At 54.6% G+C, this 15,579-nt stretch carries 10 protein-coding genes; 7 read left to right on the forward strand and 3 right to left on the reverse strand.

The window, feature by feature from the left end; all coding sequences use genetic code 11:
• Positions 1-17 precede the first annotated feature (17 nt).
• The 3 genes from feoB (at position 18) to LA337_21875 (ending at position 3,786) form a co-directional block, all read left to right on the forward strand.
• Positions 18-2,336: a Fe(2+) transporter permease subunit FeoB gene (gene feoB, locus LA337_21865; GenBank protein ID UBI15767.1), complete on the forward strand. Its 2,319-nt coding sequence runs from the start codon at positions 18-20 to the stop codon at positions 2,334-2,336.
• An 11-nt stretch (positions 2,337-2,347) separates the two neighbouring features.
• On the forward strand, positions 2,348-2,584 hold the full coding sequence (gene feoC, locus LA337_21870) for a [Fe-S]-dependent transcriptional repressor FeoC (protein ID UBI15768.1): 237 nt from the start codon (positions 2,348-2,350) through the stop codon (positions 2,582-2,584).
• 239 nt (positions 2,585-2,823) lie between these two features.
• Positions 2,824-3,786 (forward strand): Rpn family recombination-promoting nuclease/putative transposase, encoded by a 963-nt coding sequence (locus LA337_21875; protein ID UBI15769.1) that lies wholly within the window; start codon positions 2,824-2,826, stop codon positions 3,784-3,786.
• Between the two features lie 44 nt (positions 3,787-3,830).
• Here the strand turns inward: LA337_21875 and bioH are convergent, their stop codons facing one another.
• The gene (gene bioH / locus LA337_21880; GenBank protein UBI15770.1) at positions 3,831-4,601 is read right to left on the reverse strand and encodes a pimeloyl-ACP methyl ester esterase BioH; all 771 of its coding nucleotides are present in this window, start codon (positions 4,599-4,601) and stop codon (positions 3,831-3,833) included.
• 37 nt (positions 4,602-4,638) lie between these two features.
• On the opposite strand from bioH, the gene gntX reads away from it, so the two are divergent.
• From gntX to gntT, 3 genes are all read left to right on the forward strand, one after another.
• Positions 4,639-5,322 carry a DNA utilization protein GntX gene (gene gntX / locus LA337_21885; GenBank protein UBI15771.1) on the forward strand — a complete coding sequence of 228 codons (684 nt, stop codon included), beginning with the start codon at positions 4,639-4,641 and terminating at the stop codon, positions 5,320-5,322.
• 58 nt (positions 5,323-5,380) lie between these two features.
• Positions 5,381-5,956, forward strand: a complete 576-nt coding sequence (gene nfuA / locus LA337_21890; GenBank protein ID UBI15772.1) for a Fe-S biogenesis protein NfuA — start codon at positions 5,381-5,383, stop codon at positions 5,954-5,956.
• A gap of 373 nt (positions 5,957-6,329) precedes the next feature.
• Complete coding sequence (gene gntT, locus LA337_21895) at positions 6,330-7,646, forward strand: gluconate transporter (protein UBI15773.1); 1,317 nt, start codon at positions 6,330-6,332, stop codon at positions 7,644-7,646.
• An 89-nt stretch (positions 7,647-7,735) separates the two neighbouring features.
• On the opposite strand, the gene malQ is transcribed toward gntT, so the two are convergent.
• Positions 7,736-9,823 carry a 4-alpha-glucanotransferase gene (gene malQ / locus LA337_21900; GenBank protein ID UBI15774.1) on the reverse strand — a complete coding sequence of 696 codons (2,088 nt, stop codon included), beginning with the start codon at positions 9,821-9,823 and terminating at the stop codon, positions 7,736-7,738.
• 9 nt (positions 9,824-9,832) lie between these two features.
• Positions 9,833-12,226 carry a maltodextrin phosphorylase gene (malP, locus tag LA337_21905; GenBank protein ID UBI15775.1) on the reverse strand — a complete coding sequence of 798 codons (2,394 nt, stop codon included), beginning with the start codon at positions 12,224-12,226 and terminating at the stop codon, positions 9,833-9,835.
• 618 nt (positions 12,227-12,844) lie between these two features.
• Between malP and malT the strand changes: the two genes are divergently transcribed.
• A complete protein-coding gene (gene malT / locus LA337_21910; protein ID UBI15776.1) occupies positions 12,845-15,550 on the forward strand; it encodes an HTH-type transcriptional regulator MalT in 2,706 nt (901 codons plus the stop codon).
• The last annotated feature ends 29 nt before the right edge of the window (positions 15,551-15,579 follow it).

Genomic DNA, 15,579 nt, shown 5'->3' on the forward strand with positions numbered 1-15,579 from the left:
ACAGTGAGTCTATAAAAATGAAAAAACTAACCATTGGTTTAATTGGTAATCCTAATTCCGGCAAGACAACTTTATTCAACCAGCTCACCGGCGCGCGCCAGCGTGTAGGCAACTGGGCTGGCGTTACCGTTGAGCGTAAAGAAGGTCATTTCGCCACAACGGACCATCAGGTCACGCTGGTCGATTTACCCGGCACCTATTCCCTGACGACAATCTCATCGCAAACTTCTCTCGATGAGCAGATTGCCTGCCACTATATTTTAAGCGGCGACGCGGATCTCTTGATCAACGTGGTCGATGCTTCAAACCTTGAGCGCAACCTCTACCTGACGTTGCAACTGCTTGAGTTGGGCATCCCCTGCATCGTCGCACTGAACATGCTGGATATCGCTGAGAAGCAGCAAATCCGTATCGATATCGACGCCCTCTCCGCTCGTCTTGGCTGCCCGGTGGTTCCGCTGGTTTCCACCCGCGCTCGCGGCATTGAAGCGCTGAAGCTGGCGATCGATCGCTATAAAGAAAACGACACCGTCGAGCTGGTCCATTATGCCCAGCCGCTGCTGCAAGAAGCGGATTCCCTGGCCGACGCGATGACCAAAGATATGCCGCTTAAACAGCGTCGCTGGCTGGGCCTGCAGATGCTGGAAGGCGATATCTACAGCCGTGCTTACGCCGGTGATGCCGCGCAAAACCTTGATGCCGCCATTGCGCGCCTGAGCGAGACAATGGACGATCCGGCGCTGCATATCGCCGATGCGCGTTATCAGTGCATTGCCGCTATCTGTGATACCGTCAGTAACACCCTGACGGCAGAGCCAAGCCGTTTCACCACCGCTGTAGATAAAATCGTCCTTAACCGCTTCCTTGGTCTGCCGATTTTCCTGTTCGTGATGTACCTGATGTTCCTGCTCGCCATCAACATTGGCGGCGCGCTGCAGCCCTTGTTTGACGTCGGCTCCGTGGCGCTCTTTATCCATGGTATTCAGTGGATTGGCTACACGCTGCACTTCCCGGACTGGCTTACCATCTTCCTGGCCCAGGGCCTTGGCGGCGGGATTAACACCGTGCTGCCGCTGGTACCGCAAATCGGCATGATGTACCTGTTCCTCTCCTTCCTTGAAGACTCCGGCTACATGGCGCGCGCCGCGTTTGTGATGGACCGACTGATGCAAGCGCTGGGACTGCCGGGCAAATCGTTTGTCCCACTGATCGTCGGCTTTGGCTGTAACGTACCGTCTGTAATGGGCGCACGTACGCTGGATGCCCCGCGTGAGCGTTTGATGACCATCATGATGGCGCCGTTTATGTCCTGTGGCGCACGTCTGGCGATTTTCGCCGTCTTCGCCGCAGCGTTCTTTGGTCAGAATGGCGCGCTGGCGGTCTTCTCACTGTACGTGCTGGGTATCGTTATGGCGGTGTTGACCGGTCTGATGCTCAAACACACCATCATGCGTGGTGAAGCAACGCCGTTCGTGATGGAGCTGCCGGTGTACCACGTGCCGCACATTAAGAGTCTGATCATTCAGACCTGGCAACGCCTGAAAGGCTTCGTTCTGCGCGCGGGTAAAGTCATCATCATCGTCAGCATTTTCCTCAGCGCGTTTAACAGCTTCTCGCTGAGCGGAAAAATCGTCGACAACATCAACGACTCTGCTCTGGCCTCCGTTAGCCGCGTTATTACCCCTGTCTTTAAGCCGATTGGCGTTCACGAAGATAACTGGCAGGCAACCGTAGGTCTGTTTACCGGCGCGATGGCGAAAGAAGTGGTTGTCGGTACGCTGAACACGCTCTATACCGCAGAAAACATTCAGGAAGAAGAGTTCAATCCGGCAGATTTCCACCTCGGTGACGAACTGCTCGGCGCGGTGGATGAAACCTGGCAAAGCCTGAAAGACACCTTCAGCCTGAGCGTGCTGGCTAACCCTATCGAAGCCAGCAAGGGCGACGGTGAAATGGCGACAGGCGCAATGGGCGTGATGGGCGAGAAATTTGGCAGCGCCGCCGCCGCGTACAGCTACCTGATCTTTGTTCTGCTGTATGTACCGTGCATTTCAGTGATGGGCGCAATCGCACGTGAATCCAGCCGTGGCTGGATGAGCTTCTCGATTCTGTGGGGTCTGAACATCGCCTACTCTCTGTCGACGCTGTTTTATCAGACGGTCAGCTACAAAGAACACCCGACCTACAGTCTGGTGTGCATTTTAGCCGTCATCCTGTTTAACATCGTGTTGCTGGGCCTGCTGCGTCGAGCTCGCAGCCGCGTGGACCTCGCGCTGCTGGCAACCAACAGGACGGCAAGTTCCTGTTGTTCAAGCACCACTGGCGATTGCCACTAAGGTTATCGACGATGGCATCGCTTATTCAGGTTCGTGATTTATTGGCTTTGCGGGGGCGCATGGAGGCGACACAAATTAGCCACACGCTGCATACCCCGCAGCCCATGATTGACGCCATGCTGAATCAGTTAGAAAAGATGGGCAAAGCGATGCGGATTCAGGAAGATGCCGACGGGTGTCTCTCCGGAAGCTGCAAAAATTGTCCGCAAGGTAAAGCCTGCCTGCGCGAGTGGTGGGCTTTACGCTAGTTCGATGCCGGATGGCGCTACGCTTATCCGGCCTACAAATAACTGCAAACGTTCAGGCCGGATATAGCGTTTAAGCTAATATCCGGCTTTTTGCGTAATGGATTCCACAAAGACCTCTCTGTTTTCAGCAAAACAGATCTATCCTCCAGCCTGCCGCGCATCGTTATCAACTCGTGGATGATTACTGCCGACCAGAGAAGTAGAGTCCCGTCATCTTGTTTCTCAGGTGACGGATCGCCATGAATACTGACACGACAGCTACACCGCATGACGCGATTTTCAAAACGTTCTTAAACAACCCTGCAACCGCACGCGACTTTATTCAGCTTCATCTTCCAGCCTCTTTGCAAAAACTTTGCGATCTTAAAACGCTGCAACTGGAATCCGGCAGTTTTATTGAGGACGATTTGCGCGCCTACTATTCCGATGTGCTGTGGTCGTTAAAAACGCGCGAAGGCGATGGCTATATTTACACCATTATTGAGCATCAGAGCACCGCCGATAGCCATATGGCATTTCGGCTGATGCGTTATGCCATTGCGGTAATGCACCGCCATTTAGCGGCAGGCCATAAGAAACTCCCGCTGGTGATCCCCATGCTTTTTTATCATGGCTCAGCAAGCCCATACCCCTACTCACTTTGTTGGCTGGACGAGTTTGATGACCCTGAATCCGCCAGACAACTTTATAGTACCGCGTTTCCACTGATCGATATCACCGTCATGCCCGATGACGAGATCATGCAGCATCGTCGGATGGCGCTGCTGGAACTCATCCAAAAACATATTCGTAAACGCGATTTGATGGGGCTGGTAGAAAAGCTGGCCATCCTGCTTGTTAAAGGACACGCTAATGACAACCAGTTGAAAGCCCTGTTTAATTATTTACTGCAGGCCGGGGACAGCGCACATTTTGGCGAGTTCCTATATGAAGTCGCCGAACGTTTACCCCAACATAAGGAAAAGCTGATGACTATCGCCGAAAGATTACGACAAGAAGGGCACTTTAATGGTCTTCAGGAAGGTCATAGGAAAGGGCTACAAGAGGGGTTAGAGGAAGGGTTACAAACAGGTCTGCAACAAGGCAAACGAGAGGAAGCTTTACGAATTGCATCAACCATGCAGGCTGATGGTATAGACCCGCTGACCATCTTCAGAATTACCGGTCTGACCGCTGAGGATCTGGCTGCGCGCAGTCATTAATCTCAAGCCCGGCAAGCGTGGCTGTGCCGGGCAACGCAACGAATTTATAGCCGCTGCTTCAACGCCACCAGCGCTGCGCAGAACTCAGCAGGATGCGAGATAAATGGCGCATGCGCCGCCTTAGCAAACACCAATGACTCGCTCTGGGGCCACAGGGCATCCAGCATCGGGATAACTTTGCGCGGAACCAGCCCGTCAAGATAACCATACATCCGCAGGAAAGGCATAACCACCGAGCACAGCGGCTCACGCAGATCGACTGTTTTCAGGATCTCCAGCCCGCCATTAAGCACCTCGACTTCCGGCATGGGTAAAGCCAGCACCGTTTTCTTCAACGCTCGCGCATCCTGACGCGCGGTTTCCGTACCCATCGTTTGCAATGCCAGAAAACGCTCCACCGTACGCTGAAAATCTTCGCTCAACTGCTGCTGGAAGCCTGCCAGCACTTCTGGCTTGATACCCGGCCACTCGTCTCGCGCGCTAAAGCAAGGGGAAGACGCCACGGTCACCAGCGCCTGAACACGGCCAGGATGCGTTAACGCCACCTGGCTTGCAACCAGCCCGCCCAGACTCCAGCCGAGCCAGATAGCGTTCTCCGGCGCCTGTTTTAATACCCGCTCAGCCATCTCTTCCAGCGACATTGCACCAAAACCCTGGCTGCGGCCAAATCCCGGTAAGTCGACAAGATGCAGCGTGAAATGCGAGCTCAGTTCCTCACTTATGCAATTCCAGACTTGCGCATTCAGTCCCCATCCGTGCAGCAGCACAAGATGGCAATTTCCCGAACCCTGGGTCTGCCACCAGATGTCATTCATCAGTTATTGTTCTCTTTTAGCCTGAAAGGATGCTTCTATGCTAACAGTACCGGGATTGTGCTGGCTATGCCGAATGCCCCTGACGTTGGGGCATTGGGGGATTTGCTCTGTTTGCACGCGGGCAACGCGTCAGCGCGGCAGCCTGTGCCCTCAATGTGGCCTCCCTGCCGCTCATACCGTCATTCCCTGCGGGCGATGCCTGCAAAAACCACCACCGTGGCAGCGACTGGTCACGGTCAGCGACTACATTCCACCGTTGAGCGGGCTTATCCACCAGCTCAAGTTTTCGCGACGCAGCGAAATGGCCTGCGCCCTGTCACGTTTACTGTTGCTGGAGGTATTACAGGCCCGGCGCGCCAGCGGCCTTCCTCTGCCGGACAGGCTGGTCAGCGTTCCGCTCTGGCAACGCCGACACTGGCGCAGAGGATTTAATCAGAGCGATTTATTGTGCCGCCCTCTGGCGCGCTGGCTGGGCTGCGACTGGAACAGCCAGGCCATCACGCGGGTTCGGGCGACGGCCACGCAGCACCATCTCAGCGCCCGATTACGTAAACGTAACCTGAAAAACGCCTTTCGCCTTGAATTGCCGGTGCGGGGACTCCATATGGTTATTGTGGATGATGTCGTCACTACCGGAAGTACCGTCGCGGAAATCGCGCAGCTGCTTTTACGCAACGGCGCGGCGACTGTCCAGGTATGGTGCCTGTGTCGAACCTTGTAGAGCCTCGATGATGGGCGTATTATAACCAAGTAAAATAGTCAACTATTAGGCCATTACTATGATCCATATTTCCGATGCTGCACAAGCGCACTTTGCCAAACTGCTGGCAAATCAGGAAGAAGGGACACAAATCCGCGTATTTGTGATTAATCCCGGCACGCCTAACGCTGAATGCGGCGTTTCTTATTGTCCGCCGGACGCCGTGGAAGCAACCGACACCGCCATTAAATTTGACCTGCTGACCGCATATGTTGATGAACTGAGCGCACCGTATTTGGAAGATGCAGAAATCGATTTCGTGACCGACCAGTTAGGCTCTCAACTGACTCTGAAAGCGCCAAACGCCAAAATGCGTAAAGTTGCCGATGATGCGCCGCTGATGGAACGCGTGGAGTACATGCTGCAATCGCAGATCAACCCTCAGTTGGCTGGCCACGGCGGTCGCGTCTCTCTGATGGAAATCACCGATGAAGGCTACGCCATTCTGCAGTTTGGCGGCGGCTGTAACGGCTGTTCAATGGTAGATGTCACGCTGAAAGAAGGTATCGAGAAACAGCTGCTGGCTGAATTCCCTGAACTGAAAGGCGTTCGCGATTTAACCGAACACCAGCGCGGCGAGCACTCTTACTACTAACGCCCAAACCTGTAGACTTTCTATAGCCCGATAAGACGCCCCGCGTCGCCATCGGGCATTAACGCCGGATGGCAGTGTAATCGCGGTCTCCGGCGTCCCCCTCTGTCCTGGCATCTATCCTGCAACAATCCCCCTCATAATTTGACCAGCCTCTCATAATTTAAATTTTGCCTGCCCAGGTGATTTTCAAGCGCCACATGTTACCCGTATCATTCGTATCAGCACCTAATACACACATAATAGCCAGCTAAACTGATTAGTTTTGAAGGCAACCAGCATTGGTGCTGAGAATACTCTGTTCCCGGTCGGGACAATCGGAATTTGTCATCTAAACACTGACGTTACCCATAACAAAGTAAAGGCCAGGTAAATCATGCCATTAGTCATCGTTGCTATCGGTGTAATCTTGTTACTCCTCCTGATGATCCGTTTCAAAATGAACGGTTTCATCGCTCTCGTCCTGGTGGCGCTTGCTGTCGGATTGATGCAAGGGATGCCACTGGATAAAGTCATCGGTTCGATTAAAGCCGGCGTCGGCGGAACCCTTGGCAGCCTCGCCCTGATTATGGGTTTTGGCGCCATGCTGGGCAAAATGCTGGCGGACTGCGGCGGCGCACAGCGCATCGCAACCACCCTGATTGCTAAATTCGGCAAAAAACATATCCAGTGGGCGGTGGTATTAACTGGCTTCACCGTCGGTTTTGCCCTGTTCTACGAAGTCGGCTTCGTGCTGATGCTGCCGCTGGTGTTCACCATCGCCGCTGCTGCCAATATCCCGCTGCTGTACGTTGGCGTACCGATGGCTGCTGCGCTGTCCGTAACACATGGCTTCCTGCCGCCACACCCGGGTCCAACCGCTATTGCCACCATTTTCCACGCAGATATGGGTAAAACCCTGCTGTTTGGTACAATTCTGGCAATCCCAACCGTTATTCTCGCCGGTCCGGTGTACGCTCGTTTCCTGAAAGGCATCGATAAGCCAATCCCGGAAGGTTTGTACAGCGCGAAAACCTTTACTGAAGAAGAGATGCCTGGCTTTGGTGTCAGCGTCTGGACCTCTCTGGTACCGGTTATCCTGATGGCAATGCGCGCCGTGGCGGAGATGATTCTGCCAAAAGGTCATGCTTTCCTGACGGTTGCAGAGTTCCTCGGCGACCCGGTCATGGCAACGCTTATCGCAGTGCTGATTGCGATGTTCACTTTTGGTCTGAACCGTGGACGTTCGATGGATCAGATTAACGACACGCTGGTGTCCTCAATCAAAATCATCGCAATGATGCTGTTGATCATCGGTGGTGGCGGTGCCTTCAAACAGGTCCTGGTTGATAGCGGCGTGGACAAATACATCGCTTCAATGATGCACGGCTCTAACGTGTCTCCACTGCTGATGGCATGGTCTATCGCGGCGGTACTGCGTATCGCACTGGGTTCCGCGACCGTTGCTGCGATTACAGCAGGTGGGATTGTGGCGCCGCTGATTGCAACGACCGGCGTAAGCCCAGAGCTGATGGTTATTGCGGTTGGTTCCGGTTCCGTCATTTTCTCCCACGTGAACGATCCAGGCTTCTGGCTGTTCAAGGAGTACTTCAACCTGACCATCGGTGAGACCATCAAGTCATGGTCAATGCTGGAAACCATTATCTCCGTCTGCGGTCTGGTAGGGTGTCTGCTGCTGGGTATGGTGGTTTAAACGAGACGGCTCGTAGGCCGAATAAGGCAAAGCTGCCATCCGGCCTACGATCTAGCACCATAAATAAGCTGGGGAAATCCCCGGCTTTTTTACTTCTTCTTCGCGGCCGCTTTGCGGCGCTTATCCAAATCCTTAATCAGCTTATTCACGCCCTCATCGGCAAACATCTGTTCCAGCGTGGCGGTGAGCTTACGCCGCCAGTTTTTGTACTGGTCGCTGGTCCCCGGAATGTTGACCGGCTCAGCCATATCCAGCCAGTCTTCCGGTTGCAGGCCCAGCAACGCACTATTGCTGTCAGCGATGTAGCGTTGCATACCGCGATTAAGAATCGGCGTCATCGACATCAGGGACGCCTTGTGACCAGCACGTTTTGGCAGGCAACCGTATTTGTGCAGCGCGTCCAGCAGCCCCTGTTTCGCCAGTTCTCTGTCCTGATACAACCCACGCAGCACGACTTCATCCGGGTACAGACCCAGCGCCTTACCGAGCGTCAGATCGCCGCTATCCCAATAACCTTTAAGCGTAGGAAGGTCATGCGTCGCCGCGACTGCCATTGATTGTTCCGGGTACGCTTTCGGCGCACGGAAGTTCTTCTCATGGTCATTCTCAAAATAAAGTACTTTGTAGGAATAGACACCACTGTCACGCAGCTTGCTGACGATCTCCACCGGCACGGTACCCAGATCTTCACCAATCACCATGCAGTGATGACGTTTACTTTCCAGCGCCAGAATGGAAAGCAGATCATCTACCGGATAATGCACGTAGGCACCGTGATCGGCTGTTTCTCCGTAAGGGATCCACCACAGACGCAGCATCGACATAACATGGTCGATGCGCAGCGCGCCACAGTTCTGCATATTGGCGCGCAGCAATTCGATAAACGGTTCGTAAGCGCGTGCCGTGATGATGTGCGGATCCATCGGCGGCAGTCCCCAGTTTTGTCCGAGCGGACCGAGAATGTCCGGCGGTGCGCCCACCGAGGCTTTCAGGCAGTACAGCTCGCGGTCGCACCAGGTTTCCGCCCCACCTTCGGCCACGCCAACCGCCAGGTCGCGATACAGTCCAATCGGCATCGCAAAGCCCTGGCTGGTTTTCCAGCAGTCAGCAAACTGGCTATACGCCAGCCACTGCAACCACAGGTAGAAATCCACATCATCACGATGTGTTTCGCAGAAGCGTTTTACCTCTGGCGAGTCCACCGACTGGAATGCCTGCGGCCACACCGGCCAGCCCCAGCGCAATGCGTCCTCTTTCACCTGATTGGCATGCAACGCGTCAAAGGCCGCCTGCCAGTAGAGGCTATCCCCTTCCTGAGTCACAAACTGGCGGAATGCCGCCATCTGCTCATCATCGCGCGCAGAGAAGCTTTTCCACGCCATACGTAGCGCCGTCATCTTCAGTGCGGTAACGGCAGAATAATCAACCCACTCAGCATCGCGCGCGCGTTGCAAAGCTTGCTGCGTCGCAGGTTTCTGCCACCAGGCCTGTGCCTCTTTACTCAGGTGGAAATCATCGACTGCGTTAACATCAATATAAATAACGTTCAGCCAACGACGTGACGATGGACTATACGGGCTGGCGCTCTCCGGGTTCGCCGGATACAGTGCGTGAATCGGATTAAGCCCGATAAACGCGCCCCCGCGTTGCGCCACATCCACCAACATGGTGCGGAGATCGCCAAAATCGCCGATCCCCCAGTTTTTTTCCGAGCGCAGGGTGTAGAGCTGAACGCATGCGCCCCACAGCTTCTGCCCGGCAAGCAGCGCCTGTGGCTCATAGCAGCGTTTCGGCGCGACGATGATGCGGCAATGGGTGCGCAGCTCGCCCTGGGTCAGAGTCAGCGTGTGATACCCCTCCGGCAGCCTGGCTGGAAGGTTAAAAGATTTACCGCCGACGGCATGCCCTTTGTGCTGCACGCCCTCTTCGGTAGTCAGCAGCCAGTTAAACTCCCCGCTTCCCTCAACCGCCAGCGGCATTTTCTTACCAGCGGTATAAACCATGACATTCGGCACCGGCGTCACCGCCACCTGAACGGCGGCGGAGGTGCGATGCATGGCGTCAAGCAAACGCCGCTTGGTTTCGGCGCCAATAGACTGCGGTTTACCGTGGGCATTAATGTAATTGGGGCTGATCCCCGCCGCCAGCGCGGCATTATCCAGACGTTTGCTTTCCATCGCGATCCCTTAACGTTTCGCCTGCCAGATACGAGCCTGATAATCGCGGATGGAGCGATCCGAACTGAACATGCCGCAACGCGCGGTATTCAGAATCGCCGCCCGGGTCCAGGCTTCCTGGTCACGATACAACACGTCAACCTGCTTCTGAGCTTCAACGTAGGCCGCGAAGTCCGCCATCACCAGATACGGGTCACCGCCCTGCTTGCCAATACTGTGCAACATCTGGTCGAAGGCATGTTTGTCGCCATCGCTGTATTTCCCGCTTTCCAGCTCTTTCAGGACAGCATCCAGCACTTTGTCTTTCTTACGCCATTTCACCGGATCGTAGCCTTTGGCTTTGAGCGCCTTCACCTCTTCCACGGTATGACCAAAGATGAAGATATTCTCGTCACCCACCTTCTCGGCGATTTCGACGTTTGCGCCATCCAGCGTACCGACGGTTAACGCACCGTTCAGCGCCAGCTTCATGTTACCGGTGCCGGAAGCCTCTTTCCCTGCGGTTGAGATCTGCTCAGAGATATCCGCCGCCGGGATCAGCATTTCCGCCGCCGAGACACAATAATCCGGCAGGAAGACGACCTTCAGTTTGTCACCCACTTGCGGGTCGTTATTGATGGTTTGCGCAACCTTGTTGATGGCGAAGATGATATTTTTCGCCAGGTAGTAACCCGGCGCGGCTTTTGCGCCAAACAGGAATACGCGCGGCACGCGATCGGCCTGCGGGTTCTCACGAATTTCTTTGTACAACGCCAGAATGTGCAGCAGGTTGAGGTGCTGACGCTTGTACTCATGTAGACGTTTAATCTGAATATCAAAAATCGCGTTGGTCGTTATCTCAATACCGGTACGCGCTTTAATAAACTTCACCAGTCGCTCTTTGTTCGCCAGCTTGATGTCACGATACTGCTGACGGAACTTCGCATCGTCAGCGTATTTTTCCAGGTTAATCAACTGGTCGAGGTCGTTGGCCCACTCTTTTTTCAGCGATTTATCCAGCAGAGCGGCAAGCGCCGGGTTGCACTGCTTAATCCAGCGACGTGGGGTAATCCCGTTGGTGACGTTATGGAATTTATTCGGCCAGAGCTGGTGATATTCCGGGAACAAATCTTTCACCACCAGATCGGAGTGCAGCGCCGCCACGCCGTTAACCGCAAAACCGCTGACCACACACATGTTAGCCATGCGCACCTGTTTGTTGTGCACCACCGCCAGTTTCGCCCAGACTTCAGCATCACCCGGCCAGGTTTTATCGACCAACGTCTTAAAGCGGTCGTTAATCTCTTTGATGATTTGCATATGGCGCGGCAGAAGCGCTTTCACCAGCTTCTCGTCCCAGCACTCTAACGCTTCCGGCATCAGGGTATGGTTGGTGTAAGCAAAGGTTTTACTGGTAATGGCCCACGCATCGTCCCAGCTCATTTGGTGCTCATCAATCAGCACGCGCAGCAGCTCTGGGATCGCGATGGTCGGGTGGGTATCATTAAGCTGAATCACTTCGTAATCAGCCAGCTCATGCAGTTTACGCCCTGCCAGATGATGACGACGCAGAATGTCGGCTACGGAGCAGGCGCACTGGAAATACTGCTGCATCAGGCGCAGCTTTTTACCCGCGGTGTGGTTGTCGTTCGGGTACAGCACTTTGGTCAGTTTTTCGGCGTCGATGCCCTGCTGCTCTGCCCGCAGGAAATCGCCGTCATTAAATTTGGTCAGGTTAAACGGATGCGCGTGGCTGGCCTGCCACAGACGCAGCGGCTGGGCCACGCTGTTGCGATAGCCAAGAACCGGCAGATCCCAGGCCTGACCAGTGATGATAAATCCTGGTTCCCAGTGCCCTTCTTTGGTGACTTTGCCGCCAATTCCAACCTGCACATCCAGCGCCTCGTTGTGGCGGAACCACGGATAGCTGCCGCGATGCCAGTCGTCCGGGGCTTCCATCTGTTGCCCATCGGCAAACGACTGACGGAACAGGCCGTACTGGTAGTTGAGACCGTAGCCCGTCGCCGACTGGCCGACCGTCGCCATCGAATCAAGGAAGCAGGCCGCCAGACGCCCCAACCCACCGTTACCTAACGCCGGATCGATCTCTTCTTCCAGCAGGTCGGTCAGGTTGACGCCATGCGCTTTCAGCTCATCGCTCACCGCCTGAAACCAACCGAGATTAAGTAAGTTGTTACCGGTCAGACGACCAATCAAAAACTCCATCGAGATGTAGTTAACGTGACGCTGATTTTTTGCCGGTTTTGCCGCAGGCTGGGCGCTGAGTAACTCAGCCAACGCCCCACTCACTGCTTGCCACCACTGGCGCGACGTCATTTCTTGAGCCGACAGTAAACCGAAGCGCTGCCACTGACGTGTCAGGGCAGCCTGAAATTGATCTTTGTTGAAAGTAGGCTGTGACATAGGGGTTCCAGATCCTTAGGTAATAAAACAACGTTATCGCTAGTTTGCCTGGCTCGTTGTTGACATTCCTCATCCTGGCACGGATTAGGCAGGGAGGAGGAGCGGGGATGAGCATAAAAATGTGATCGCTGCCACTTAAAGGTAGCGTAATCGCCCGTAAATTCGCGTAATCCCGCAAAACACCCAACGGACGACGCATTAATAGCAAGGGATAAATCGACAATATCAAATAGTGGGGTGACGGTGGGGAAACAATGTGTAAACAGAGAAATAGTTTCTAACCTGAAATACCTGGGCCAGATAAGATAATTCACATGAAACTTTTAAGTCGGCCACAAGATTCGGTGCTTTACATTAACTCACTGAGTAGCCTTATAAAAAATGAGGCATTTTTCGGCGCAGTCAAAATAACGACGGATCCAGTCGCCACGCCTGTTGCGACTCTTTAAACCAATTAATGTAATAGATGTATAGATTTGTGACATAGTGCAAAATCAGACACACAAAAAGTCCGCTTAGCTTGCATAAAACTCTAATCTGGCCGACCTTATATCCATTAATTACGAAGCGCAAAAAAAATCACTCTTCCCCATTTTCACACAGTGAAGTGACTAACTTATGTTGATTCCGTCTAAATTAAGTCGTCCGGTTCGACTCGACCATACGGTGGTTCGTGAGCGCCTGTTGGCTAAACTTTCCGGCGCGAACAATTTCAGGCTCGCCCTGATAACAAGTCCTGCTGGGTATGGAAAAACGACGCTGGTTTCACAATGGGCGGCGGGGAAGAACGACTTAGGCTGGTACTCTCTGGATGAAGGCGATAATCAGCAAGAACGTTTTGCGAGCTATCTGATCGCCGCCATCCAGCAGGCAACCGGTGGACATTGCACCACCAGCGAAGCGATGGTGCAAAAGCGCCAATACGCCAGCCTGACGTCACTGTTTGCCCAGCTATTTATCGAACTGGCCGAGTGGCACCGCCCGCTCTACCTGGTGGTGGATGATTATCATCTGATCTCTAATCCGGCTATTCACGAAGCGATGCGGTTTTTCCTGCGTCACCAGCCTGAGAACCTTACGCTGGTCGTGCTGTCGCGCAACCTGCCGCAGTTGGGCATTGCTAACCTGCGGGTACGCGATCAACTACTGGAGATAGGCAGCCAACAGTTAGCCTTTAACCATCAGGAAGCCAAACAATTTTTCGACCGACGTTTGTCCTCCCCCATTGAAGCGGCTGAAAGCAGCCGGATGTGTGATGACGTTGCTGGCTGGGCCACAGCGTTACAACTGATTGCCCTTTCCGCCCGCCAGAACAATAACTCTGCTCACCAGTCGGCACGTCGCCTCGCCGGGATCAACGCCAGCCATTTATCTGATTACCTGGTTGATGAAGTGCTGGACAGCGTCGACCTCGGCACCCGTCACTTCCTGCTGAAAAGCGCCATTCTGCGCTCCATGAACGATGCGCTGATCGTCCGCGTTACCGGGGAAGAAAACGGCCAGATGCGGCTGGAGGAGATTGAGCGCCAAGGCTTATTCCTGCAGCGTATGGATGACGTTGGCGAGTGGTTCAGTTATCACCCGCTGTTTGGCAGCTTTTTACGCCAGCGCTGTCAGTGGGAGCTGGCGAGCGAACTGCCCGAAATACACCGCGCTGCCGCGGAAAGCTGGATGGCGCAAGGTTTCCCCAGCGAAGCTATCCACCACGCGCTGGCGGCAGGCGACGCCCATATGCTCCGCGACATCCTGCTTAATCATGCGTGGGGACTGTTTAACCACAGCGAGCTGACGCTGCTGGAAGAGTCGCTGAAAGCTCTGCCGTGGGAAAGCCTGCTGGAAAACCCGCGTCTGGTTCTGCTCCAGGCCTGGCTGATGCAAAGCCAGCACCGCTACGGAGAGGTTAACACTCTGCTGGCGCGCGCTGAGCAGGAAATAAAAGGCGACATGGAACCAACGCTGCACGCCGAATTCAACGCCCTGCGGGCGCAGGTAGCGATTAACGACGGAAACCCTGACGAAGCCGAGCGTCTGGCGAAACTGGCGCTGGATGAGTTACCCATCGCCTGGTTCTATAGCCGTATCGTCGCCACCTCGGTGCACGGCGAAGTCCTGCACTGTAAGGGCGATCTCACGCGCTCTCTGGCGTTGATGCAGCAAACCGAGCAAATGGCCCGCCATCATGACGTCTGGCATTACGCGCTGTGGAGCCTTATCCAGCAAAGCGAGATTTTGTTTGCCCAGGGCTTTTTACAGGCCGCCTGGGAGACTCAGGAAAAAGCGTTTCAACTGATCAAAGAGCAGCATCTGGAACAACTGCCGATGCACGAGTTCCTGGTACGCATTCGCGCGCAGCTACTGTGGGCATGGGCGCGTCTGGACGAGTCCGAAGCGTCTGCCCGCTCGGGTATTGAACTGCTTTCCACTTTCCAGCCGCAGCAACAGCTACAGTGCCTGGCATTGCTGATTCAGTGTTCGCTGGCGCGGGGCGATCTGGACAATGCGCGTAGCCTGCTTAACCGTCTGGAAAACCTGCTGGGCAACGGCCACTATCACAGCGACTGGATCTCAAACGCCGATAAGGTGCGGGTGATTTACTGGCAAATGGTAGGCGACAAAAACTCGGCCGCCAACTGGCTGCGCCACACGCCGAAACCGGAATTCGCCAATAACCACTTCCTGCAAAGCCAGTGGCGCAACATCGCCCGCGCGCAGATCCTGCTCGGCGAGTTTGAACCGGCTGAAATTGTGCTGGAAGAGTTGAATGAAAATGCGCGCAATCTGCGTCTGATGAGCGATCTGAACCGTAACCTGCTGCTGCTTAATCAGTTGTACTGGCAGGCAGGGCGCAAAAATGACGCCCAGCGCGTATTACTCGATGCGCTGCAGCTGGCGAACCGCACCGGGTTTATCAGTCACTTTGTTATTGAAGGCGAGGCCATGGCGCAACAACTGCGCCAGCTGATTCAGCTCAATACCTTACCGGAGCTCGATCAACACCGCGCCCAGCGCATTTTGCGCGAGATTAACCAGCACCACCGCCATAAATTCGCCCACTTCGATGAAGGATTCGTTGAGCGTCTGCTTACTCATCCGGAAGTGCCGGAGCTTATCCGCACCAGTCCGCTGACCCAGCGCGAATGGCAGGTTCTGGGACTGATTTATTCGGGCTACAGCAACGAGCAGATCGCCGGAGAGCTGGCCGTCGCGGCAACGACCATCAAGACGCACATCCGCAATTTGTACCAAAAACTTGGCGTCGCACATCGTCAGGATGCGGTGCAACATGCGCAGAAGCTGCTGAAGATGATGGGATATGGGGTTTAGTTAATGCCTGATGCGCTACGCTTATCAGG

Origin of the sequence: Citrobacter europaeus (assembly GCA_020099315.1) — a bacterium.
Lineage (GTDB): Bacteria > Pseudomonadota > Gammaproteobacteria > Enterobacterales > Enterobacteriaceae > Citrobacter > Citrobacter europaeus.

Excerpts from the sequence above, each read along its gene's own strand:
- feoC (UBI15768.1), top strand. The coding sequence starts at position 2,348 with ATGGCATCGCTTATTCAGGTTCGTGATTTATTGGCTTTGCGGGGGCGC.
- LA337_21875 (UBI15769.1), top strand. The coding sequence starts at position 2,824 with ATGAATACTGACACGACAGCTACACCGCATGACGCGATTTTCAAAACG.
- malT (UBI15776.1), top strand. The coding sequence starts at position 12,845 with ATGTTGATTCCGTCTAAATTAAGTCGTCCGGTTCGACTCGACCATACG.
- gntT (UBI15773.1), top strand. The coding sequence starts at position 6,330 with ATGCCATTAGTCATCGTTGCTATCGGTGTAATCTTGTTACTCCTCCTG.
- feoB (UBI15767.1), top strand. The coding sequence starts at position 18 with ATGAAAAAACTAACCATTGGTTTAATTGGTAATCCTAATTCCGGCAAG.
- bioH (UBI15770.1), bottom strand. The coding sequence starts at position 4,601 with ATGAATGACATCTGGTGGCAGACCCAGGGTTCGGGAAATTGCCATCTT.
- malQ (UBI15774.1), bottom strand. The coding sequence starts at position 9,823 with ATGGAAAGCAAACGTCTGGATAATGCCGCGCTGGCGGCGGGGATCAGC.
- nfuA (UBI15772.1), top strand. The coding sequence starts at position 5,381 with ATGATCCATATTTCCGATGCTGCACAAGCGCACTTTGCCAAACTGCTG.
- malP (UBI15775.1), bottom strand. The coding sequence starts at position 12,226 with ATGTCACAGCCTACTTTCAACAAAGATCAATTTCAGGCTGCCCTGACA.
- gntX (UBI15771.1), top strand. The coding sequence starts at position 4,639 with ATGCTAACAGTACCGGGATTGTGCTGGCTATGCCGAATGCCCCTGACG.